This is a genomic window from Vibrio sp. SCSIO 43097 (assembly GCF_023650755.1).
GTDB classification, from domain to species: Bacteria; Pseudomonadota; Gammaproteobacteria; order Enterobacterales; family Vibrionaceae; genus Vibrio; species Vibrio alginolyticus.
In genome coordinates, this window is record NZ_CP071841.1 from 521345 (window position 1) to 542892 (window position 21548).

The window sequence follows — 21548 nt, forward strand, 5'->3', positions numbered from 1 at the left end:
CTAGCCTGTTTAGAGAACAGCTTTTTTTCTAGGTTCGGACGTATAATTTAATTTATCAGTAACGCAAATCCGTTACCCGAACCAAGGAGTAGGTAAAGGACAATGACTGAATTACTTCAAAGCCTCAGCACACAAAACGAGTTCGTTGCTCGCCACAATGGACCAAACAAATCTGACCAACAGAAAATGTTGGAAGCGATCAACGCAGTTAGCCTAGATTCGCTTATCGACGAAACCGTACCAGCACAAATTCGCCTAGAGCAACCAATGAGCTTGGCAGAAGCGAAAAGCGAAGCAGACATGCTGGCAGCAATGCGTAAGTTCGCCGATCAGAACCAAGTTAAACGTACATTTATTGGTCAGGGTTACTACAACACCTTCACGCCGAACGTGATTCTACGCAACGTGATGGAAAACCCGGGCTGGTACACTGCTTACACCCCTTACCAACCAGAGATCTCACAAGGTCGTTTAGAAGCACTTCTAAACTACCAACAAATGGTGATGGATCTTACTGGTATGGAAATCGCGAACGCGTCATTGCTTGATGAAGCAACGGCAGCAGCAGAAGCGATGACGCTTTGTAAGCGTGCGGGTAAAAGCAAGAGCAACGTATTCTTCGTTGCTGACGACGTTCACCCACAAACCATCGAAGTGGTAAAAACTCGTGCGAAATTCATCGGCTTTGAAGTCTTGGTTGGTTCTTTAGAATCACTACCAGAGCAAGACGTGTTCGGCGCACTAGTTCAATACCCAAGTACAACAGGTGAAGTTCGTGACCTAACGGACATCATCGCTAAAGCGCAAGCAAACAAAACACTAGTGACTGTAGCAACGGACCTTCTTGCTTCTACCCTGCTTAAACCTGCAGGTGAAATGGGCGCAGACGTAGCAATCGGTTCAGCACAACGTTTTGGCGTGCCGATGGGTTACGGCGGTCCACACGCTGCTTTCATGGCAACGCGTGATAAGCACAAGCGTACAATGCCTGGTCGTGTTATCGGTGTTTCTATCGATACCAACGGTAACCAAGCACTGCGTATGGCAATGCAAACGCGTGAACAGCACATCCGTCGTGAAAAAGCGACATCAAACATCTGTACTGCTCAAGCACTGCTAGCGAACATGGCGTCTTTCTACGCGGTTTACCACGGCGCAGAAGGTCTACGCACGATTGCTCGTCGTACGCACCATATGACAGCCATCTTAGCCGCTGGCCTAACTAAAGGCGGCTTCGAGCTTGCTCACAACAGCTTCTTCGACACTATCACTATCAACACAGGTGCACAAACTGAAGACCTATACGCGAAAGCACTAGCCGCAGACATCAACCTACGTAAGTTGGGTACTCAGCTAGGTGTGAGCTTCGACGAAACCACAACCGTGGCAGATGTAGAAGCCCTATTCGCAGTATTCGGTGTGAAAGAAGAAGTGGCAGCACTATCAACTGAAATCGCGGGCAACGAGTTTGCAGCCATTCCAGAAGCATTGCGCCGCACAACAGAATATCTAACACACCCTGTGTTTAACACGCACCACAGCGAAACACAGATGATGCGTTACCTAAAACAGCTAGAGAACAAAGACTTCTCACTCACGCACGGCATGATCCCACTGGGCAGCTGTACGATGAAGCTGAACGCAGCAGCAGAGATGATCCCAGTTACTTGGCCTGAGTTTGGTTCGATCCACCCGTTCGCACCAACAGAACAAGCAGCTGGTTACGCAGCACTCGCAAAAGACCTTAAAGAAAAGCTATGTGAAATCACTGGCTATGACGCATTCTCACTACAACCAAACTCTGGTGCATCGGGTGAGTACGCAGGTCTTATCGCGATTCAACGCTACCACGAAAGCCGTGGCGAAGGTCACCGCAACGTATGTTTGATCCCAAGCTCTGCGCACGGTACTAACCCTGCGACAGCATCTATGGTGTCAATGAAAGTGGTTGTGGTTAAGTGTGATGAAGAAGGCAACATCGACATCGACGACCTAGCAGCGAAAATCGAGAAACACAAAGACAACCTATCAAGCATTATGATCACTTACCCTTCTACGCACGGCGTTTACGAAGAGAAAGTGAAAGAAGTGTGTGAAATGGTTCATGCCGCCGGTGGTCAGGTTTACCTAGACGGCGCTAACATGAACGCGCAGGTTGGTCTAACATCACCAGGCTTCATCGGTTCAGACGTTTCTCACCTAAACCTACACAAAACCTTCTGCATCCCGCACGGTGGTGGCGGTCCGGGTATGGGTCCTATCGGTGTGAAATCTCACCTAGCTCCTTTCCTACCAGGGCATATTGAAGACGGTGTAGAAGGCGCAGATTTCGCAGTATCCGCAGCGGATATGGGTAGCGCTTCTATCCTACCTATCTCTTGGGCTTACATCGCAATGATGGGCGAAGCTGGCCTAACAGATGCAACAAAAGTAGCAATTCTGAACGCAAACTACGTGATGGAAACACTTCGCCAACACTACCCTGTTCTTTACCGTGGCAAAAATGGCCGCGTAGCGCACGAATGTATTATCGACATTCGTCCGCTGAAAGAAGAAACAGGTATCAGCGAAGAAGACATCGCGAAACGTCTAATGGACTACGGTTTCCACGCACCAACTATGTCGTTCCCTGTAGCGGGCACGCTAATGGTTGAGCCAACGGAATCGGAAGATCTAGAAGAGCTGGACCGCTTCTGTGATGCGATGATCGCTATCCGCGAAGAAATGGAGAAAGTGAAAAACGGTGAATGGCCACTGGATAACAACCCACTTGTTAACGCGCCACACACACAAGTTGATCTTTCAGCTGAAGATTGGGACCGCCCTTACTCTCGCGAGATTGGCTGCTTCCCGTCTAAAGCGACCAAATCTTGGAAGTACTGGCCAACGGTAAACCGCGTAGATAACGTATACGGCGACCGTAACCTAATCTGTTCATGCCCAAGCATCGATAACTACGAAGATTAATTTTTGTAGAATCTAAATAAACAAAGGCGAACCGATTGGTTCGCCTTTGTTTTTGGTGTGCCGCCGTAACATTTGTTGATACATCGAGAAGGAATGATGGCTAGTTATTGTTTGCACAAAAGTGATTTAGAAATACAGTGACTTCTGAGAACCTTTGAATTAGCACTAATATCTCAGAGCCTTAAAAGCTTGTTGGAAACTCCTCATGAACACTATGTTATGCAGGTGCTGTGTAGTTTCTCAGTTCAGTTGCAGTAAGTCCCACTTATTACCATAGAGATCTTGGAACACCACCACTGTCCCGTATTCTTCCACACGAGGCTCTTCATTAAATACAACACCATTTTTCTTCATCAACTCGTAGTCACGCCAAAAATCATTAGTTTGCAGAAACAGGAAAACACGACCACCTGTTTGATTTCCTACTGCATGCGTTTGCTCCGGTGTACTCGCTTGAGCTAAAAGTAGGTTTGTACCATTGGAGTTTGGAGGAGAAACTTGAACCCAGCGTTTACCACCACCTAGGTTGGTATCTTCAACCAGAGTGAATTGAAGTTTTTGAGTATAGAATTCGATAGCATCGTCGTAATTTTCAACGACTAGAGCAATGTTTCCGATTTGCTGCTGAACAGTTTTGGCCATGATGATTTCCGCTGTGTCAAAACGCTAATTGTACTCTATTTTGAGACTTTTCTAGAAAGCACATAACGCCTTGCAAATGTGTAAGGCACACAATACGAATGCTTACGCACGGCGCCTTTGTCACTAGAACCGACAAACAATATAGCTGCCACCAGTGTCGAATCTTGATTGAGCAACTTATTAAAGCCTTAGCTATAACTCAAGAGCAAATCTCTAACCTAATAAAGAAGGCTGCTCGTATACCACGGTATTATAGTTCTTCTAGTTTTCCCTTAGCTAAATCTTCTTGTTGCTTAAGGAACATGAAGAAGTTTGCCTCACTGATAAACGGGTTACCGCTTGTGCCGAGCTTCTTCCTATTTTCAAAAAGGAAATTTTTATGTGGATGGTTCGAAAGGTTAACGTTCACAATAGGTGCCTGTAGTGAAATTTTTCTAATTTTCTCCATGCTAGTCAGGAACTGGCCAATAACTTCTGGATCATTGCTACTTACGCTATGCCCACCAACGATAAAAGCACGATATTGTTCGCCATTATCTTCAACAGTGAAGTCTAAGGAATAATCACCTTCCGTGTGGCCAGGTGTGAGATAGAACTTAAACTCATGTCCACCAATAGCCATAGAGCTATCGCTTTTTATCTCTATGTCTAAATTTGGAGGAAGGAACTTGTTCTCACCTTCGCTTTTGTTTGATTGCTGTATAGCTAGTTCATGAGCGCTTTTGGTCATCACGACTTTGGAACCATACTTCTCTTGAAGTAACTGGGCGCCTCCAACGTGGTCAGAATGCCCATGAGTTACCAATATGTGCGTTATTGGCTTATCTTTTAGCCCTAGCTTCTCTAGGTTGATAGGTATCCACTCAGAGTAAGGGAAGTCAAGCGTATCAATGATAACGAGTCCGTCGTCTGTAGCAATGGCATATGATGAGACCCACTTGTCTCCTACATAATAGACATTATCAAACATTTGAAATGGTTCTACATAACCGTTCTTATCATTCATTGCTGGAACATATTGACTTAAGGAAGCAAAAGACGAAGCACTGAAAAGTAAACCTACAATAATTTTTTTCACGAAATCACACACAAATATATCCTTAATAATTTCTTATAGAACCTCGCGGATGAGAAAGCTCTAAACGATTTTCAGAGGCAAATACAACTGCAAATACTTTCTACTTAGCTTGAGTTTTAGCTGACCGAATCACTTGTAAACTCGAATCCTATTAACTGCCTATGTATTCATGATTCTTTTAGAGGTTAAATAAATGAACTCAATTGAAGCAGAGTCATGAAGCTTCACTTGAGGTTAGCGGCACAGCACAATGTGATAAACCTCTTTCAAGCAAACATTTGAATGCGATTTTTCCAATTTAAGACATGTTCAATAAATGCATCAACTCTTGCAGGCCTTTTATCGCGGTCTCGATACATAATGAATACTTCTTTACCCGAGCATTGCCATTCTGGCAACAAAGGCAGCAGGTTATGTTGATCATGATTTAGCTCATGAAAGTAATAGGTTGGAATCCAAGCAATTCCTAAACCATGGATGACGGCGTCTCTAACTAGTAGTACATCATTTGAAGTGAATTGAAACTTTAGCGGACGATCAAATGTTTCATTGGTGATTTGATTAACTAATTTCCATTGGCTGTCGTTGTTTACCGTAATTAGGCGATGATGAACAAGTTGTTCTGGATGGGTAATCGGTTGGTGTTGTTCTAAATAGCTTCGTGATGCACAAAGCGCAAATGGAATCGACCATAATTTCTGAGCAATCCAGTCTTGTTCAATAAGATCACCAAGACGAAAACTAACATCGACACGGTTAGATACAAGATTGATTTTTTCATTCTGTACATCTAAATCGATACATATCTTCGGATGTTGCTCTGCAAATTCATAAACGCACCGCTTTAACCACATCTGTGTCATGTTAATTGGCGCTGATATTTTGATCGTTCCGCTTAAAGACTGACGCTCAGTCGCAATTCTCGATGTCACATTATTTAAGCTAAGAAGTAACGGCTCACAGAGTTGATAATATTTTTCGCCATCAGTTGTTAACGCAAAGTGGTGTGCACTGCGGTTAAATAGTCTGCAATTTAAGTTTGTTTCCAGCCTTTTTAACTTCCGGCTTAGCGTGGCTAACGGGACATTAAGACGCTCAGATCCTTGTGTTAGGCTTTGATAGCGAGCAACAGAAACGAATAACAAAAGGTCATCCAAAGAGTGACGTTCCATATTTGGGATTAACCCTCTTAAATTTGGCTATTAAAAATCAAATATGAAATATATAGCATTATCGCGTCAAGTTAATTTTTATCAGGAAGATCTATGTCTAAGCATTTATCAATTTGGTGCGGTGTTGTTGTCGCTATCTTTTTTTGGTCTAGTAACTTTAACGTAATAAAGGCTATTAATAGCGATGTCTCTCCTTTGGATTCAGCGACGTTACGATTTTCCGTTGCAGCTTTAATACTCTTACTGATAAGAGGTACTAAACGCTCTCCATATGGAGCCAAACTCACACGAAAAAGTATGTTGTCGTTGTTTGTTATAGCAACCGTGGGTGTAACTATCCAAAACTTCTCTATTTTCTCTGCAATGAGATTTACTACCCCAGTTAACGCAGCGGTTGTTCAGGCAAACCTACCACTTGTCACTATCTTGTTGTCGGGCGTTATTCTCAAGACTTCCATTTCGGTTAAAACTATTTTAGGTGCACTAATCAGTTTTTGTGGAGTGGTAATCGTCATTACAGGGGGAAATATTCATTCTATTAGCAGCAATAGTAATATTGGTGATCTATACATGTTATTTGCTTTAATTAGTGGGTGTTTATACACAATTCTAGCGAAGCGTTTAACATCTCATATCCCATTAACTCAGCAGTTACGTTGGGTGTTAAGTATTGGTGCCATTCAAATGGTCGCTATAGCGATGTACCACGGCGACTTTAGCCGTAGCTTAAATGCCATAACATTTAAAGACTTATCACTAATAGCGTACATGAGCCTGTTTGGCACTTTGATCGCTTATTATTTTTGGATGAAAGGTGCTATCGTTCTTGGTCCAGATAAAATGTCTCCATTATTTAATATTATGCCGGTATTCACTCTACTGATTTCGTTCATTTCTGGTGAGCAGGCTCAATGGGAAAATGTTTTAGGCGTCTTTATCGTTGCGGCTGGTGTGTATATAGGTAACTCAGCACCTTTTGCTCGTTTACGGAAGGTGGTGGAGTAAAAATAGACGCCAACCTTAAGTCCATTATTTAGAGCAATACTTTGTTAATTGGCATAAGTTTTCTTGGTTTCCAATAGGTACACTTTTCGCTTTCGTCGTTCACTCTTTTATCTAACTTTATTGAGTGCATGTCGAAAATCTTCAATCTTTTGCTAAGAGCGTTTTTTACTATGTAAAAAACAGAGGAGAATGACCATGAAAAAACGACTCAACTATATTGAAGTAGCGCCAAAAGCAATAGAAATCCTATACGCTCAGGAAGCTTACTTCCATGAACAATTTAGCCAATCAGAAACTATGAACATGATCATATGGGAACTGGTTAAGTTACGCATATCGCAAATCAATCAATGTGCATTTTGTATCGACATGCATAGTAAAGATGCGCTTAAGTTAGGTGAAAAGCCGGAACGCATATGGGGGCTTAGTGCATGGAAAGATATGCCATTCTACAGCGATGCAGAACACGTTGCGCTTGGCTGGGCTGAATTACTAACTGCTGGCCTACCAGTAGATGATGATACCTATCAGCTGACCTTGAATACCTTTGGAGAAGAAGCTATGGTCAACCTAACAATTGCGATCAACGCGATCAATAGTTGGAACCGAATAGTTAAGGCATTTAAGCCAAAGGTTGGAGTCTATAAACCTCGATAATTCTATTTGACGGTTCTTACTTGTAAGCCAATGCTTATACCTCAACTTAATAGGAAGAAAAGTACATGTGTATCACTTTCTCATTTAAGTTGAGGTTAAATAGGATGATTCATTTGAACTTAGAATTTGATATTTTAAAACCTCAAAAGGCTTTAGCTGGCTATGTTCAAGCCATTTGGTCAGCATCCGTCAAACCTGATACGACGCAAACCGTACGTAAACAATTACTCAGTGATGCTGGTACAGGTGTGGTATTCATTTTACAGAATGAAGTACAAATGGATGGTGAGTGGCAGACGCCGGGGGTTGTCCTACTGCCTATAAGCATTCTGGCACATCAGGTCTGCCTACCGCCAGGCGCGGTGATGACTGGCGTACGCTTTCATCCTGCTGTTGGTTATCAACTATTTGGTAAACGTCTAGAACAGCTATTGCGGATTCAAGACGACCACCCTTTGGCTTCTTCTGCACTAGCAACATTTGAGTCTCTGCAAATAGCTCGTTCGCCATATGCAAGGATTTCTACGTTATATCGCTGGGTTCAAACACTGATTGAGGAATATGAACCGCAGTATGTCGGCCACATTATTGACCAACCTACAGGGACCATCAGTCAGCGCCAGAGAGAGCGCAATTTTCAGAAATGGTTGGGGATTACTCCTAAACATTACCAACGCATTAAACGAGTGAAGCACACTTTAGAGCAACTCCGAGCGCAACCCGATCTTACTTTATCGGAGTTGGCGCTGGAGCAAGGTTTTTCCGATCAAGCACACATGACTAGAGAGTGTAAGCAGATTGCGCGCATGACACCGAAGCAGTATGTCCGAAAGAGAAACCTCTAAACCTTATTAGCTTTCTACATCAAACCCCATTGATTCAGAATCGACCATATACTTGTTACAATGTTCGATCATATATCACCTACTTTTTCGATCGCTCATTCCAGCTTGATGTGAGTTGGTTAGCTCGCTTTTGATGCCGCGTGCCGCTCTACCATAAACGCGATCACTTCTTCGCTTAAGCAAGATTTGCTGATGTATTGGCGTTGTTTACCAAGGTGAAGGATAAAGCCCAAATCAGTTTGTTCGAGTTGGTCGATATCATTGATAGCTAGGTAGAGTTGGTAATCATGCTGTTCAACACGGCCACAGTATTCAGTGCCTCGGTCAGTCAAAATTCTCGGTATTAGCATAGGTCGAGCTCCAACGTTGAAGTATTCTCTCTGGGTGCTTTTCTAAGGTTGTTAGGACTTTTCTTACTTGCTCTAGTCAACTAGAGCTTGTACTTGCCTATCTGTCATCGGACTCTCAGCATCCTTTAACACCGCCCAACGAAGAGCTTTTTGCATATCATTGTTTTTCGAGCGTCATCAACAGCTCGTGTAAATAAATACACTACATGGAACCAGTCGAGAGTAACATTCGCTTTCGGAAGCTCATCTTTGACACCACTCCAACCTGCCCAAGCACATAGATGAGCTTTATAGTGAACTCGAGGTATTTTCGCTGTGATATAGCAATGGTGCTGAAAAAAGTTGAGATGGCGCCATGTTTTATCGGTTATAAAAAAAAACCATTTTCGCGGTGGCTATTGTTAACTGATCTTCATGATAAGAATTCAGAACGAGACAATGAGTATGCAAGCTTACGAAATGGACGTGGATAAGTACTTTAACGAATAGCTCGGTATTTTTTGCCAGAGGGAGTCTACTTATGTTTAACCCATGAAAGTAATAGACATGTCATTTACATTATTTTTTAAAGTATGCCTAGATATAAGCTTTGACATGACTTATTTTTGAGAATTGGGGCGGTTCTAGGCTAGCACTTGAGAGCATTAGGACATAGTATCGTCTCACGCGTGGATATGGGTTGACCTATGTACAATATTGGCAAACAAATGACTAAAATACTGGTTTCCCTTATGAGTGCCACAATATTATTGCTCTCAACAGGTTGTAACGCAGATATGTTTAATTTCTTCAAATCAAAAAAGTTTCAATACATACTTAGCTCAGAGATTACTGGTCGCTTATACTTAGACGGGAAAGCGTTTACTAGCGAGGTAGTTTATCTACACACGGCTTTTTCTAAAAACCGTTATATCACCGAGACAATTACGTCAGAAAATGGTTATTTTCATTTCGAACCTACATACCACTATCAGACGTTTAAAGAACCTGCCCTTCATGAATCCTCTAGCTACATTGGTATTTACATTTTTGTAGATGGAAAAAAATACTACTTACTAGAGGCTCGCTTTTCTGACGTGAAACCCTATGAATTTATTTCAGATAATCTTCTTGATTTAAGTTGTGAGATTAATTCGGACGAATATCGTTACTTTTTTAAAAATAAATTTGTTGAGAATGGCCTCGATCTTGAAATTATTAGTAGGTGTGATTTGAAAGGATTTTCTGAAAAAATATTACTAAATAAGGACACGTAATGGCAAAGTTAACACCAAAAATGGCTTCAGAAATAGCGGATATTCCTTACAAAGCCTATGAAAATAATGGCCGTTTTATCATGCCGGGCAAAAACAGTTTTTCAAATCACTTTTCTTTTTCTGAAGATGATGTATTTGATGGTTTTACAGGCGGTGTAGCGGGTTTATCCAATGTACCGGTATTGCGTAAAGTTATCCCTGGCTTGATGAGAACTTCAGAGGCGTTTGCAGTGGTTGGCACTGGTAAAGGTTCTACATTTGAGAATGAAATTGTCATTTCAATTCGAGGAACACAAAATGCTAATGACTGGATCACAAATGCGAATATAGGGGTGAAAGGATCACCAAACGGTTCGCCCGCTCATGCTGGTTTCAACAATTGTTTTCAAAGTCTTAGCCCCAAGTTGAAGCAGTATATTATGCAGATGAATCCTAAACCAAAACGTATACATTGCGTTGGGCACAGCTTAGGTGGAGCACTCGCATCACTTTGCGCTGATTGGGTGCGTAATGAGATGAAGGTCAGAACCACCTTATACACCTTTGGCGCTCCTAGAGTTGGTCTGGAAGCATACGCACGCTCATCGGAAAAGCTAAACGATGGTGTTTATCGATGTACGCATGGTGCTGATCCTGTACCAAAAATACCGCTTTGGCCATTTATTCATGCTCCAATCTCAACAGGCGAGTACCGCTTGGACTCTGGCACTGGGTTAAGCATATCAGCCCATTTGATGGCAAGAAACAAAAATCCGGGTTACTTAAACACTGCTTCCTCGGATTCTTGGGGAGCGTTGAAGAGGAAATCGAATGACCACTTATTTACCCCTATCCGTCTAAAGTATGAGCAACGAAATCAAGCTTCTTTTTCGGAGTATTGGGCCGATAGAATACAGGGCGCACTTATCACCTATTTGAAAGATGTGGCTCTTTTGTCAACGGTAACGATTCAAGCAGGCGTGATTGCTGGCTTGACCTTTTATGATTGGCTTTCAAGAAAGCTAGAAGCCGTTGCTAAATCATCTAAGCGCAATAAAGAGCAACTAAAAGGCTTATTAGGCCATATGCTTGTTTTTGCCGGCCACTATGGGACCATCATTGAGGATCTATCCGCCCGATTCATTAGATGGGTTTTCGAAAGAACCATTGGACGACTAGTCAGAGTATCTAAACAAGCGATATCGTTGCTAAGTTAACCTAACCATTGCAATGGCATAGTAACGTGATTGCTTAGTTAGAGGTGAACTCATCACCTCATAAGTTAACTGGTGACATTGACATAACGCCGCTAAATGGGATTCTTATTAAGCACTTTTTAGATGAAACTTTCTAACCAAATCGGGTCGCGATTTATCAAAACGAATTTGAAAATAATGAATTTTTCACTATTTTCAAATTCGTGATTAGGAGCCAAAATGTAGGTTTACAATTTCAACTGTTTTTGGATATCTGTTGGAAAAGTAACTTAAACAATTGAGATTAAATAGATTTAATGGGAAATAGCTCTTACAAAACCCGAACTGCGCCCCCTTCCAAGCTGATGATGATGTAGGTTCGATTCTCGCTGCACACTCCATTCTCATAGGCTACTTTCCCTAAAACTTCGAACGCCTCCCATGGGGCTCGAATCGCAATTCCATGGATAGCCCCCTCAAATCGAATAAGTTTCTTCCGCATAGAAGTTACCTTTAGACGCATAAGTCCAACACTGGCCACATGAACTTTATTAGGGAAAATCCAACAAACTAACGAATGTAAAACCTTTGCCGAACATAGTAATCGAGCAAAAATGCTCTAGAAGTTGGCGTCATCACTTTAGGCTCACAATAAACTATCTCATTGCCACTTTTTTGGTTCAGTTTACACACTAACTCCGCAGCACACTTAAGGAGTCCATATACTGGAAAGACGCAACCAGAAACACCGAGTGTAGTGGTTCAGATTTTGAGTCTGAATCAGAGCTACCCCATAAGCATCAAACCCTAAGATCAAAAAAGCAAACCCACGGACTCGCTTTTTTTGTTAGCTCGCTTTTGATGCCGCGTGCCGCTCTACCATAAACGCGATCACTTCTTCGTTTAAGCAAGATTTGCTGATGTATTGGCGTTGTTTACCAAGGTGAAGGATAAAGCCCAAATCAGTTTGTTCGAGTTGGTCGATATCATTCCAAGCGAGGCTGCGGTCAACTTTACCGCTTTTGTAGCGTACGCCATCTGCATTCACTTCAAACACCACTTTACTGCCGCGACTTGAGCTGATGGTTTGACGCCACAGCCACCAAGTTCTTTTGAAGTAAACGCTGCACGCTTCAATCACACTCAATACGATAAAGAACCAACCGACATAACCGTTAGGTAGCAGTTCAAACTCCAATAAAACCACACCAAAGATAAGAAACAGCATCCCTTTTAGGTACGCTTGTGGGAACTTCGTTGGCTGGCTAGTTTGATCATAACACTCAGCAAAGAAAGGTTTGTCGAGTATGTATTCTGTAGTGAATTCGAAATCTTTAGACATGTATGGTTACTTCAAGGCTTCTGTAAATGAGTAATCTTGGTTGCACTCTCGCAACACCTGCATTGTAGCGCTTCTCGAGATTTATCTTTAGTCCTTTTGATTTTGTTTTGTAAATCAATGATACCGCCACGCCAAAAGACCTCGGTGCACTCGCCAAGATCAAACAAGGCGAACCATTTGGCTCGCCTAGTTAATTAATGACCTATATGACTTATGAGGTTTTCTACTTTAGAGGGTCGTTGTCTGGCAATGCACTGTGTATCCAGACTGCCAGTCGGTGTTTGATGCTTGCGCCGTCTAGCTTGCTTTCCGGTAATGGGGTGATCTGTTTGGCATCAACCAAGAATAGGTAAATCGCTTTTACTCTTAGAGGTTGTGGTGACTGAGGAAGGTCAAAGCCTTGTAGCTTCGCCATCTTCCCACCAATCTCTAGTGCCTTCTTAACCAGTTTGTCTTCATTGTGAAGTTTGGAGCTTTTTGACATTGATAAATCCTCTTCTTCGCTTCAATTAAGAATACATGAAGTGCCACGTATGGCGTGTTAGTAAGCTCGCATATTGATAAGTTTATGCCTTATTACCGAGTAACTGATTGAAAAACGACCTTAATTCGTCATCACCAAGATTGAGCAGGTAGTCACCAACATACCATTCAATAATCGATTGATTTGGATGTGCCGTGACTTGCGGGTTACCAAACCAAATGCCCTTTTCCGTGGCAAACGTGTATTGGAGTTCTTTCAACTCTTCGCAGCTAAATGGCAGGATAAGGTGCAACATGTTTGCTTGAGGCTGGGTTGGTCTTACCGCCAAAGTTGGGAACTCTTTAATGATCTTGTAGATCTGCTTTGTTCGCTCAAACAGAGCTGGCATTTGTGCCAACCTTTCATCAAACTGCATCGCCGCAGACACCACATAAGGTGTTCTGTGATACAGGTTGCCACCTTGGCGCTTCATCCACATTGAGGCCAGTTCAATGAACGCCTTTGAGCCAAGCAGCATAGAGCCGCCCATGCCGTTGATGCCTTTGTAAAGTGAAACATAGGTCGTATCAAAACTAGCGGCGATCTCGCGGTATTTTTTCTGATAGTAAGCTGCGGTTTCCCATAGTCTTGCGCCATCCATGTGGAGATGAATGTCATTTTCGGCGCAGTACGTTTTAATTTCTTCTAGTTCTTGCCATGAAGGTAGCTGACCGCCAATTTCTCGCATTGGGAGTTCATAAAGAACGGCTGCGATTTCATCCGGCCACGCAGTGAGATCCTCAAGCTTCCATGTTTGATAAGGGTTCCCTACTGGCAAAATACTAAAGCGATGTTGAAGCTGATAACCTTGTTTTTCATGCACCGGAATATGGCTAGATGCGTGCATGGCGACAATAGGATTACGCTTTTGTCTTGTGACAATTTCAAGCACCGTTGGTTGCGTCATCGTTCCTGTTACAACAAAAAGCCCTGCCTCGTAACCCAGCAGATCGGCAACCTTTTGCTCGAACGCTTGAATCGTTTCTCCCTCACCGTAGACATCGTGATTAACGTTGTTTTCTTCGCACCACTTCGCCATTTTCGCAAAGTGTTCGGCTGGAGAATCTTCTTTATTACCGGAGAGATGGGTATGACAAAGCTGTTTTAGGTGGGCACTCATTGTTCTGTCCTTTGAATCAAAGTTTCAACAATGTAACTTGTTAAAACGGAGGCGTAAACTGCATTTTCGCGATGCATTTTCTGCTTATGCTTCCATGCTGAACCTCCGATTGGACATAGATTTAACTTAAGAGTGATTTACGCAGAACGAAGATCATGCTCACCGTAAACAAGCCATTTCGGTAAATATGCGGCTTCTGGAATCGTCCAGCCATACTTATCGTATGCTAATGCAGCAAGACCAGTCAGTTTCAGAGAAACATTTCCTTTTGGCGAATAGCGAACATCTTCATTCATGTAGAACTGGTAATGCGCCTCTAACGCATCCCTCAGTGCCTCTTGATAATGTGCCTCATCGCCATCGATAATGGCAACAAACACATTCACAAATGGAATAAACAAAGAGTGTACATATGGCACTCTGGTTGATTCTAAGTATTGCGGGGAGGATTTCTCCATCACAGTTTGCAATAACTCTGGTAACGCTGATGAATTGCTAAATACACCGTTAACGAACTCGACTAGCGCAACATCGAATGGATCTTTTAAACGCACTAACGACTCATCCATGATGGTCATCAGCTCTACGCAGCGCCAATCTCTCGCGGCCATCGCTAAACAGATTTCATCCAACCAAGCATCCATCGTTCCCCCTGCAATAGAACGGTTACCTACTTCCGAAAAATGTCGTTGCCCAACGGAGAATTCAACCACTTTGTCTGAATGATTGGCCAGCAAGTACACGTTATTCAGTAACTCAAGCGCTCTTTTTATATAAGCTGGTGAGGCCTGATGTTGTCCGTATTTTGAAGCAGTGAAGAATGCATCAAGCGAATACCAAGCGTCGCCTTTCATTCTTTTGAGAGGTTGTTGATAAAAGGACTGCTTTTCATCAAGCATTTTTTCCCAAAAGCTGTAGAAACGTTCGTCTTCTTCACGAAAAATACGCAATTTTCTTTCTTCAGGTATCTCTAAATAGTGATTTTTCATTTGTTCCATCGTTCCCTAGCCTCGCATTATAAGTTGTTCTAATTTTTTGCCGTGATGACATTCATCTTTAAAATCAAGCCGTGAATGATGCCGAAGTGGATTTATAAAATCAATTTATAATCAGTATTTTATATCGAAAGTTAATGCTTAATTGAAATGAATCGAAAAGCCGAAAAACATTTGAAATATAAGGCTACCGCACAAGCCGCGATGGGTAAGCCAGAACGTGCCTGTCCATAAACAGTGGACGACGAACACTGACTTTGTGGAGTAAAGATAGACAGATATTCACCATTGTGTTCGCCTTTCTTTTTCTGTCGCTTTCAATAATACTCTTGCGCAATATTACTCAGCTGGAAAATTTTATGCCTCAAGCAAACTCTGTGGTCGTACTCGACTTTGAAACCACAGGTCTCTCTCCTACTTTAGGTGATCGCGCAATAGAAATTGGTGCAGTAAAGTTAGTCAATGGCGAGGTTGTCGATAGCTTTCAGCAACTCATGAATCCCGGTTTCAGAGTGAGTTCTTTCATTGAGAACTACACCGGCATTACCAACAATATGTTGCGATCGGCACCAAGCTGCGAAGAGGTAATGGCGTCATTTAGTGAGTTCATTGCTGGCGAGAACCTTGTCGCTCACAACGCGTCCTTCGATAAACGATTTTTAGATGCAGAGCTTGAACGAATCAACTGTGGTTATTCGGGTGAGTTTGCTTGCTCCTTACTGGTAGCAAGACGGCTCATTCAAGAAGCCCCATCACATAAGCTAGGTGAACTTGTTCGCTATAAAAATATCGACAACGACGGTGTTTTCCACCGTGCACTAGCCGATGCGCAAATGACAGCCAAGCTTTGGCTCTTAATGGTCGAAGGGATAGAAAACTCAGGCGTCGAAAAACCAAGTTTTCAGTTGATGCAAACGGTCAGTAAAACAGCCAAAGGAAAAGTCGACCTGCTACTCGCCAAAAGCCGTGCGTAACCCCCTCCGAACTGAAAGCTGATTCTAGTCTCTTAGACGTTTAAGTGATTTTCGATATACATGCGATATTGGCTATATCTGTCACTATCGCAGTGCTTCTTTTTCAAAACAAAGATCGCCTGGGTCACTCTATCCTCCAAAACTTCTAAAAAAATCGTGAATTATGTCTCACCGATTTAGATACTCGCTATAGTCATTCGAGACAATACGCAACAATTCGAGGTGTATTCACTGACTACTGATTTGTAAGCGATGATCAACAATGTTTTTCTGTTCTTAGAACAGTTTGCAGCTTTACTCATACTCGTACTGATTTCTGTTTTTGCTGTTGGCTTTTTATTTTTTGGTAAGGAAGCTCAAGAGTTTACACCAAGCATAAAAGGACGTATTACGAAGAACGATACTCCCATAAAGAATGCAAATGTAGTACTTAACATTCGGTCAGCAAATCGTTCTTTCGAACGTAGCTTCACCACGAATACAAATGGGGAATTCAAGTTTGATCCTGTTTTCAGAAAAAGGAACAAAGTTCTAAGTATTTTCGATGGCCTATTTCAAACAATATGCAGTGTAGAAGTGACCACAACCGTTGCCAATCAAAAGGTTGTTATTTGGAAAGGAATTTTCAGGCATCATGTCATCGGTATGAAGGAAAGAGTAAATATGTCTAATTTAAACTGCGAAGCCACCAACCCCATCAGAAAGTTTGAATTTCAATCCTATGGGGATTCCGTAAGTAGTCAATGTGACTTAAGTGATTACTTAAAAGTAAACAGATAGAGTAATGTTTACTCTATCAAACTCCTCAACTTCCTAATCCGAACGCGGTAGATCGCTGGTCTCACCAACCAAACTGGCTTACTATGCCAGGTACCTAAAACGCTTTGTGAGTCACTCATGAGCAGAAAAAATAACAAAAACCTCAGCATTCTTCTTAAACTCAGCACCTTTATTGCACCTTATAAATGGCGGGTTGCGGCAGCCTTGGTTGCCCTTGTCGCGACAGCAAGTTTGACGTTATCCGTTGGCTATGGAGTGCGCATTCTTATCGACCAAGGCTTTGCTCAGCAATCATTGCAAGAGCTCACCAATGCGATTCAGTTTATTGTCGGTGTCACATTGTGTATTGCCATTGGGACTTTCTTTCGCTTTTACCTTGTCTCTGCCGTAGGTGAGCGCGTTAGTGCGGATATTCGCCTTGCAGTGTTTAACCATGTGATTACGCTGCATCCGAGCTATTTTGAGACTAACAGTAGTGGCGACATAATGTCGCGCCTGACTACCGATACCACATTGCTGCAAAGCATTATTGGTTCATCGTTCTCGATGGCGATGCGTAGCGCTTTGATGTGTTTTGGTGCCATCATTATGTTATTCGCTACCAACGTTAAGCTCACGCTGATTGTGCTTGCTTCTGTGCCTTTGGTTTTGGTACCAATTTTGTTTTATGGACGACGCGTGCGTGCGCTCTCTCGCAAAAGTCAGGATTCAATGGCCGATGTCGGAAGCTACGCTGGAGAAGCGATAGAACATATTAAAACCGTGCAAAGTTTTAGCTCAGAGTCGCATGAACGAGCGGCTTTCGCTGTCGAGGTGGAAAAAGCTTATGAAATAGGTAGACAGAGAGTAAAGCAGCGAGCGATCCTGATATCAGGCGTTATTGTGATTGTGTTCAGCGCGATTGCAGGCATGCTTTGGGTAGGCGGCAGCGATGTGATTCACGGAAAAATGTCTGCGGGTGACCTAGCCGCATTTGTGTTTTATGCCATTATGGTTGCCTCATCGACTGCAACCATTTCCGAAGTCATGGGTGAATTGCAAAGAGCCGCAGGTGCTACCGAACGGCTGATTGAGATCCTTCAAGTAGCCAGTGATATTAAAGCGCCAAGCAACCATTTGCCTGTCCGTGCCGACATGCCTGCTGAGGTTAACTTTAATTCGGTGAGTTTCAACTACCCTTCTCGCCCAAATCAACCAGCTATCAAAGAGTTAAATCTAACTGCTGAACAAGGAAAAGTGTTGGCGTTGGTCGGCCCTTCTGGTGCAGGTAAAACAACGCTATTCGAACTGCTGCAACGCTTTTATGACCCACAACAGGGGCAAGTGTTGTTTGGTGGCGAAGACATTCGACAGTTCGATCCAAACGAGCTTCGACGCCAAATGGCACTCGTACCTCAACAACCAGCGCTGTTTAGCCATGATGTGTTTCACAATATTCGTTACGGCAATCCAGAAGCCACGGATGAACAAGTTATCGAAGCCGCGAAAAAAGCCCATGCCCATGAGTTTATTGAGAAGCTTCCCGAGGGCTATCACAGCTTTTTAGGGGAGCGCGGCGTTAGGCTATCGGGCGGACAAAAGCAGCGTATTGCGATTGCTCGCGCGATTCTAAAAGATCCAAAAATCTTACTGCTAGACGAAGCTACCAGCGCCCTTGATAGTGAAAGTGAACATCACGTTCAACAAGCACTTGAAGCTCTAATGAAAGGACGCACAACGCTGATTATTGCTCATCGTCTTTCGACTATCCAACATGCGGATAAAATTGCGGTGCTCGACAATGGCGAGTTAGTCGATGTCGGTAACCACCAATCATTAATGCAAAGCTGTGAGTTGTATCAGCGACTTGTGGCATTGCAATTTAAGCACTTGGAGTAACGCCTAGTTAAGCGTTCAAAAGTAAGCAAAGGCGGACCAAATAATTTAATAACAGGAGTTTAACGATGTTTTTGTGTCAGTCCAGCGAGCCTTGGCGAGACTAAGAATCTAGCTCTGAGTGGTTAATGAGATAATTTAGACCATGAAGAGCTAGGATAGAAGATCCCACATCATGTCCCATCGTCGCTGTACAAGGTGACGAAATACAACAGATGCCACTCGCAGTTAAACGAGCGGCATTAAACCAAGCAGCTCGCCTTTTAACAAAGGAATTCCAGTAAGAATCCAGTAACCAGCGTATTCTCCCTTCAACTAGAAATACTCGTTCACAACTACCATATAAAACCCAATCAACTTCATTTGTAACAATTCAGGTTTCAAAAATAGGAAATCATTACTGAAAAAGTTTACCGCGTTTTGTGTTGCTATCTATGGTTACAATGTTTGAGACATCAATGCCTTCAAACCAAGCAACACAAAAGCGGCACCGATATGAACAGCGAAGCGAAACAACTATTTTCTTATCTATGTCAGCGATACGATGCGCTTTCTCAAGAGCTTGAGTCTCGCCCTTTTCCTGAATTTTCTGAGACTATTACTCATCCTCTTGGGCACTGTTTAGTCCGTTGCCCAGCAGGTAGCCAACGCTTTTCTATTGTAGCAGTCAACTTTGCACCCTCCGTTCGCGGGCAAGGCGTGCTTACTGCATTTATCGACTATATCAAAAGCAATCCTTACCACTACCAAGGTGTTGAGGTTGCAATCATTGAAAACAAGAACTTAGCTAAACGGCTTTTGTCTCTTGGCTGGAAGTACAAGTCCCTGTTTGGCAAGATTTTCTTCGCTAGCAAGCCGACCCTAGTAAAGGACTTTCAGTCTACGTAATGGTTACTACGACACCGCATCGGTATCCAAAGTAAAGCCATCACTCAAAATCCGTAAGCATGTTGAAGAAAACTTGGCGATCTTCTGCAGTACTTCCTCGATGAGCAGTGTATTCAACGTGCGCGTCTGCGCTGGCTTTTGGGGATAGATTGATGCCCCATAACGCATTAATTTGGTTTGGTACGATGGAATAACGCATATCAACAATTCGCATTTCATTATTCGGATCCGTCGCTACAAAACCGTTTGAAAACCAACGGAAACGTTCGATGTCTCTTGCTTGTTGCGATTGCGGGTTTAGCCACGGAAATTGCTCTTTTATATTTAACTTTGGAGTTGATTCGCCAGGGTAAATTTTTATTGAACGCCCCACCCTTACGGCATCTACATAGTAGCTCTCTTCCGTTTCATAAATTAGTTTCCAAACCAAAAGATTGCTGAAACTTGGTTTGGCTTTTAATTGTACAGCGTTGTGTTGTCGCTCTTTGACGATTTCCCAACCAGCTACTTCTGCTCTATCTCGCTGGATCATTCCAAGACTTAGGTAAGCCAGGCACCATAAAAATGCAATGCGGGCATAGTTTGGGCTTCGCTTCAGTGCAACAAACAAAAGCAATATTAAAATAGGGAGTGTGAACGCGGGGTCGATTACCGAAATAGTGTTCCAAGCATAACGCGTGTTGCTTATCGGCCATAGAAGCTGTGTTCCATAACTGGTGCATGCGTCTAATAACGCATGGGTACTATAACCAAGCGCGCAGTAAAACCAACTCTGCCGGAAGCTTAGTCCTCGCTTTTTTGCGAACAATGGATACAACACCAAAGCACAAATGAAACTACCAAACGGGATAAACAAGAGCGAGTGAGTAAATTGGCGATGGTATTCCAAATACAGCAAAGGATCAGTTGAAGAACGGATGAGCACATCTAAATCCGGAGCCATCCCAGAGACCACACGCCCAACACGCCAACAACTGCAAGGTTTCGCTTGTTGCTCACGGCCAGTGGCAAAGCTGCACCCAATAAACCTTGCGTTAACGGATCCATCGTTCACTTCCTTTAGATAGATGAAGCTCAGCTGGAAAGCGTGAACGCTCAATAGTCGGTTCCAATTTAAAAACCAGAAGGTTCTTCGACATAAATTATCCGCATTTAAGTGGAAAACAATACACGACTTAGTCATGCATTTGCTTGTTTAGCAACAAACACCTTGATTCAGTGTAAGAAGGAATCACGCCGTTCGCTAGTGAACGAACAAATCTGAGTCTAGGCTTGTTTGGTATTTCAAACCCGAAGGTTTATCTGACGCGAAAAAACAAGGCGAACCAAATGGCTCGCCTTGTTTCTAATTTACTGAACGATAAACGACAGGTGTTTAGTCTTGAGGATTCTCTTTCGCGTTGATTTCAGCGTAAGTGTGCAGCAGCTCCGTCAATGTTTTTACCCACGCAAAAACATCCGAAGGTGCATTTTCGATTAGTTTTTCCACTAGAGCACAGTGTGTTTCTAGCGTGATGGCCTCTTCCAAACGGAATGAGATCGCGTAGAAATGCCAAAGCACCAATCGCGTCATTCGCTCGCTATTTTGCTTTGCGTTGTCTGAGTCATCAAACGCTTGTTGAATTTCACTCAGTGCGATTGCTGTCATGCGTAGCATTGCATCAAGACGTGCAGACAACATGCGGTCTTCACTATCCACTTCTTCTTGATCAAAAGTGAACAGCTCATTCATCACGTCTTCTGGCACCATTTTACTGATCATACGAGCACTAAACTCTTCCAGCTCATGGCGAGGCATAGTTACAAGACAATCGAAGGTGTAATCACGAAGCATAAAATCACTCTAGGTTAGAAATCAATTTCAGCCTCGCATTCTAAATATTGAAATTTCAATTGCCAGTGTT

Annotated in this window: 19 protein-coding genes and 2 pseudogenes; 10 read left to right on the top strand and 11 right to left on the bottom strand. The window is 42.9% G+C overall.

Annotation, left to right across the window (positions count from 1 at the left end):
* Positions 1-102 precede the first annotated feature (102 nt).
* On the top strand, positions 103-2967 hold the full coding sequence (gcvP, locus tag J4N40_RS18785; RefSeq protein WP_115386629.1) for an aminomethyl-transferring glycine dehydrogenase: 2865 nt from the start codon (positions 103-105) through the stop codon (positions 2965-2967).
* A gap of 240 nt (positions 2968-3207) precedes the next feature.
* Here the strand turns inward: gcvP and J4N40_RS18790 are convergent, their stop codons facing one another.
* From J4N40_RS18790 to J4N40_RS18800, 3 genes are all read right to left on the bottom strand, one after another.
* On the bottom strand, positions 3208-3609 hold the full coding sequence (locus J4N40_RS18790) for a VOC family protein (RefSeq protein ID WP_005388788.1): 402 nt from the start codon (positions 3607-3609) through the stop codon (positions 3208-3210).
* Between the two features lie 250 nt (positions 3610-3859).
* Entirely contained in the window at positions 3860-4687 is an 828-nt protein-coding gene (locus tag J4N40_RS18795; protein ID WP_025767808.1) for an MBL fold metallo-hydrolase, read from the bottom strand.
* A gap of 266 nt (positions 4688-4953) precedes the next feature.
* A complete protein-coding gene (locus J4N40_RS18800; protein ID WP_025767809.1) occupies positions 4954-5859 on the bottom strand; it encodes a LysR family transcriptional regulator in 906 nt (301 codons plus the stop codon).
* Between the two features lie 93 nt (positions 5860-5952).
* On the opposite strand from J4N40_RS18800, the gene J4N40_RS18805 reads away from it, so the two are divergent.
* The 3 genes from J4N40_RS18805 to J4N40_RS18815 all read left to right on the top strand — a co-directional run bounded on the left by J4N40_RS18805 (position 5953) and on the right by J4N40_RS18815 (position 8366).
* Positions 5953-6864 (top strand): DMT family transporter, encoded by a 912-nt coding sequence (locus J4N40_RS18805; RefSeq protein ID WP_250654646.1) that lies wholly within the window; start codon positions 5953-5955, stop codon positions 6862-6864.
* 195 nt (positions 6865-7059) lie between these two features.
* The gene (locus J4N40_RS18810) at positions 7060-7521 is read left to right on the top strand and encodes a carboxymuconolactone decarboxylase family protein (protein WP_005376442.1); all 462 of its coding nucleotides are present in this window, start codon (positions 7060-7062) and stop codon (positions 7519-7521) included.
* Positions 7522-7625: 104 nt separating this feature from the next.
* Positions 7626-8366, top strand: coding sequence for a helix-turn-helix domain-containing protein (locus J4N40_RS18815; RefSeq protein WP_169644074.1), 741 nt, complete (start codon positions 7626-7628; stop codon positions 8364-8366).
* A gap of 119 nt (positions 8367-8485) precedes the next feature.
* Here the strand turns inward: J4N40_RS18815 and J4N40_RS18820 are convergent.
* Positions 8486-8638: pseudogene (locus tag J4N40_RS18820) on the bottom strand (YcxB family protein); the annotation flags it as partial.
* A gap of 203 nt (positions 8639-8841) precedes the next feature.
* Positions 8842-9087 (bottom strand): transposase, encoded by a 246-nt coding sequence (locus J4N40_RS24630; RefSeq protein WP_115386929.1) that lies wholly within the window; start codon positions 9085-9087, stop codon positions 8842-8844.
* Between the two features lie 315 nt (positions 9088-9402).
* On the opposite strand from J4N40_RS24630, the gene J4N40_RS18825 reads away from it, so the two are divergent.
* Positions 9403-9972 (top strand): DUF6795 domain-containing protein, encoded by a 570-nt coding sequence (locus tag J4N40_RS18825; protein WP_115386626.1) that lies wholly within the window; start codon positions 9403-9405, stop codon positions 9970-9972.
* Positions 9972-11168: a lipase family protein gene (locus J4N40_RS18830; protein ID WP_115386625.1), complete on the top strand. Its 1197-nt coding sequence runs from the start codon at positions 9972-9974 to the stop codon at positions 11166-11168. Before J4N40_RS18825 ends, J4N40_RS18830 begins: the two co-directional genes overlap by 1 nt.
* Before the next feature lie 826 nt (positions 11169-11994).
* Here J4N40_RS18830 and J4N40_RS18835 read toward each other — a convergent pair.
* The 4 genes from J4N40_RS18835 to J4N40_RS18850 form a co-directional block, all read right to left on the bottom strand.
* Positions 11995-12489 carry a YcxB family protein gene (locus J4N40_RS18835; protein WP_005376446.1) on the bottom strand — a complete coding sequence of 165 codons (495 nt, stop codon included), beginning with the start codon at positions 12487-12489 and terminating at the stop codon, positions 11995-11997.
* Positions 12490-12712: 223 nt separating this feature from the next.
* Positions 12713-12973: a DUF5062 family protein gene (locus tag J4N40_RS18840; protein WP_005376453.1), complete on the bottom strand. Its 261-nt coding sequence runs from the start codon at positions 12971-12973 to the stop codon at positions 12713-12715.
* An 82-nt stretch (positions 12974-13055) separates the two neighbouring features.
* Positions 13056-14132, bottom strand: coding sequence for a threonine aldolase family protein (locus J4N40_RS18845; RefSeq protein ID WP_115386622.1), 1077 nt, complete (start codon positions 14130-14132; stop codon positions 13056-13058).
* A gap of 137 nt (positions 14133-14269) precedes the next feature.
* Positions 14270-15130 carry an immunity 49 family protein gene (locus tag J4N40_RS18850; RefSeq protein ID WP_104976121.1) on the bottom strand — a complete coding sequence of 287 codons (861 nt, stop codon included), beginning with the start codon at positions 15128-15130 and terminating at the stop codon, positions 14270-14272.
* A 356-nt stretch (positions 15131-15486) separates the two neighbouring features.
* On the opposite strand from J4N40_RS18850, the gene J4N40_RS18855 reads away from it, so the two are divergent.
* From J4N40_RS18855 to J4N40_RS18870, 4 genes are all read left to right on the top strand, one after another.
* Positions 15487-16101, top strand: a complete 615-nt coding sequence (locus J4N40_RS18855) for a 3'-5' exonuclease (RefSeq protein ID WP_169644072.1) — start codon at positions 15487-15489, stop codon at positions 16099-16101.
* 252 nt (positions 16102-16353) lie between these two features.
* On the top strand, positions 16354-16881 hold the full coding sequence (locus tag J4N40_RS18860; RefSeq protein WP_104976122.1) for a DUF6795 domain-containing protein: 528 nt from the start codon (positions 16354-16356) through the stop codon (positions 16879-16881).
* Between the two features lie 117 nt (positions 16882-16998).
* Positions 16999-18759 carry an ABC transporter ATP-binding protein/permease gene (locus J4N40_RS18865; RefSeq protein WP_115386621.1) on the top strand — a complete coding sequence of 587 codons (1761 nt, stop codon included), beginning with the start codon at positions 16999-17001 and terminating at the stop codon, positions 18757-18759.
* Between the two features lie 492 nt (positions 18760-19251).
* Positions 19252-19644 carry a hypothetical protein gene (locus J4N40_RS18870; protein WP_064354741.1) on the top strand — a complete coding sequence of 131 codons (393 nt, stop codon included), beginning with the start codon at positions 19252-19254 and terminating at the stop codon, positions 19642-19644.
* 40 nt (positions 19645-19684) lie between these two features.
* Here J4N40_RS18870 and J4N40_RS18875 read toward each other — a convergent pair.
* A pseudogene (locus J4N40_RS18875) lies at positions 19685-20691 on the bottom strand (metal-dependent hydrolase).
* Between the two features lie 328 nt (positions 20692-21019).
* Positions 21020-21478 carry a hypothetical protein gene (locus J4N40_RS18880; RefSeq protein WP_005388759.1) on the bottom strand — a complete coding sequence of 153 codons (459 nt, stop codon included), beginning with the start codon at positions 21476-21478 and terminating at the stop codon, positions 21020-21022.
* Positions 21479-21548 lie beyond the last annotated feature (70 nt).

Excerpts from the sequence above, each read along its gene's own strand:
- gcvP (WP_115386629.1), top strand. The coding sequence starts at position 103 with ATGACTGAATTACTTCAAAGCCTCAGCACACAAAACGAGTTCGTTGCT.
- J4N40_RS18790 (WP_005388788.1), bottom strand. The coding sequence starts at position 3,609 with ATGGCCAAAACTGTTCAGCAGCAAATCGGAAACATTGCTCTAGTCGTT.
- J4N40_RS18800 (WP_025767809.1), bottom strand. The coding sequence starts at position 5,859 with ATGGAACGTCACTCTTTGGATGACCTTTTGTTATTCGTTTCTGTTGCT.
- J4N40_RS18805 (WP_250654646.1), top strand. The coding sequence starts at position 5,953 with ATGTCTAAGCATTTATCAATTTGGTGCGGTGTTGTTGTCGCTATCTTT.
- J4N40_RS18810 (WP_005376442.1), top strand. The coding sequence starts at position 7,060 with ATGAAAAAACGACTCAACTATATTGAAGTAGCGCCAAAAGCAATAGAA.
- J4N40_RS18815 (WP_169644074.1), top strand. The coding sequence starts at position 7,626 with ATGATTCATTTGAACTTAGAATTTGATATTTTAAAACCTCAAAAGGCT.
- J4N40_RS18825 (WP_115386626.1), top strand. The coding sequence starts at position 9,403 with ATGTACAATATTGGCAAACAAATGACTAAAATACTGGTTTCCCTTATG.
- J4N40_RS18830 (WP_115386625.1), top strand. The coding sequence starts at position 9,972 with ATGGCAAAGTTAACACCAAAAATGGCTTCAGAAATAGCGGATATTCCT.
- J4N40_RS18835 (WP_005376446.1), bottom strand. The coding sequence starts at position 12,489 with ATGTCTAAAGATTTCGAATTCACTACAGAATACATACTCGACAAACCT.
- J4N40_RS18840 (WP_005376453.1), bottom strand. The coding sequence starts at position 12,973 with ATGTCAAAAAGCTCCAAACTTCACAATGAAGACAAACTGGTTAAGAAG.
- J4N40_RS18845 (WP_115386622.1), bottom strand. The coding sequence starts at position 14,132 with ATGAGTGCCCACCTAAAACAGCTTTGTCATACCCATCTCTCCGGTAAT.
- J4N40_RS18850 (WP_104976121.1), bottom strand. The coding sequence starts at position 15,130 with ATGGAACAAATGAAAAATCACTATTTAGAGATACCTGAAGAAAGAAAA.
- J4N40_RS18855 (WP_169644072.1), top strand. The coding sequence starts at position 15,487 with ATGCCTCAAGCAAACTCTGTGGTCGTACTCGACTTTGAAACCACAGGT.
- J4N40_RS18860 (WP_104976122.1), top strand. The coding sequence starts at position 16,354 with ATGATCAACAATGTTTTTCTGTTCTTAGAACAGTTTGCAGCTTTACTC.
- J4N40_RS18865 (WP_115386621.1), top strand. The coding sequence starts at position 16,999 with ATGAGCAGAAAAAATAACAAAAACCTCAGCATTCTTCTTAAACTCAGC.
- J4N40_RS18870 (WP_064354741.1), top strand. The coding sequence starts at position 19,252 with ATGAACAGCGAAGCGAAACAACTATTTTCTTATCTATGTCAGCGATAC.
- J4N40_RS18880 (WP_005388759.1), bottom strand. The coding sequence starts at position 21,478 with ATGCTTCGTGATTACACCTTCGATTGTCTTGTAACTATGCCTCGCCAT.